1 protein-coding gene is annotated in these 1,168 nt (G+C 46.4%); it reads right to left on the reverse strand.

The features are described from left to right. Positions 1 to 1,168: DNA translocase FtsK (locus ACP45E_RS18960; RefSeq protein ID WP_277815727.1), on the reverse strand; the 1,168-nt coding region annotated here is incomplete at both ends.

A 1,168-nucleotide genomic window follows, 5' to 3' on the forward strand; every position in this document is an offset into this window, starting at 1 on the left:
ATAATGGGTCATGAATCGGGTGACCGGCCTTAGCGGCCATTTCTAACTTCTCGTTGAAGCCTTTAACGTTACGTACACCGAGTGCCGACATCAATTTATAACGGCGCTCCATTTCACCCACACACCACCGTAAAGCATTTGAAGCATCCTTCATGTCTGTCACAACCTCAGACAACAAATGAGGAATACCTTCATAAATCGACAGCTCTAGCATTTTAGGGTCAATCATAATGAAACGAACTTCTTCCGGTGTCGCTTTATAGAGCATACTCAGAATCATTACGTTGACACCAACCGACTTACCTGACCCTGTCGTACCCGCAACGAGGACATGAGGCATCTTAGCGAGATCCGCTATCACGGCGTCCCCTGCGATATCTTGCCCTAGCACGATAGTGGTTGGAGACTTAGCCTCTGCAAAGGTAGGGCTACCAATCACATCGGAAAAGAACACCGTTTGACGACTGACATTTGGAAGCTCTAAACCTACATACGGCTTGCCTGGTATCACTTCAACGACACGCACTGCAATGGCCGATAGTGACCGCGCTAAATCCATAGAAAGGCTCGATATTCGGCTGACTTTCACACCGGGAGCTAAATCCAACTCAAATCGAGTGATCACAGGCCCAGGGAATATATCAACCACTCGCGCTTTGATTTTATAATCGGCGAGTTTGGCTTCAACAAGCCTCGCAATATTTTCTAGGGCATCTCTATCAATAAAGTTTTCGCGTTTTTCTGGGTGATATAACAACTCTAAGGTTGGCATTGGCTCGGTAGGTCGAGGCAAATTAGGCTCAGCCTGAACAAGAAACGGATTTTGTTTGCCCGCTGCATTTGCTTGTGCGTCGGCGACCAAGCTTTGGAAAGCGTCAACATCGTCGTCATTAGTTTCTAAATCATTGTTAGTGTCTAAGTTATCGTTCGCTTTTTCCTCGAGAGGCTCGACTTCATCAGCCACATCAAAGCTAGAAATTGTCGGATCTTTTTGTTCTAAATTCGGTTCAACGTCTTCAATGATATGATCCAGCGTGCTTGCTGATAAGACCGGTTCAGTGGTGAACTCAGAAGAGTCTTGTTGTGAAGATTCAAAATCGCCAATAGCCTTGCCATACTCTATTTGCGCCTCTGTGCCACTTCCTTCTGAAGCCAGCTCGGAGATCCA

The organism is Vibrio genomosp. F10 str. 9ZD137 (assembly GCF_049974785.1).
Classification (GTDB): domain Bacteria; phylum Pseudomonadota; class Gammaproteobacteria; order Enterobacterales; family Vibrionaceae; genus Vibrio.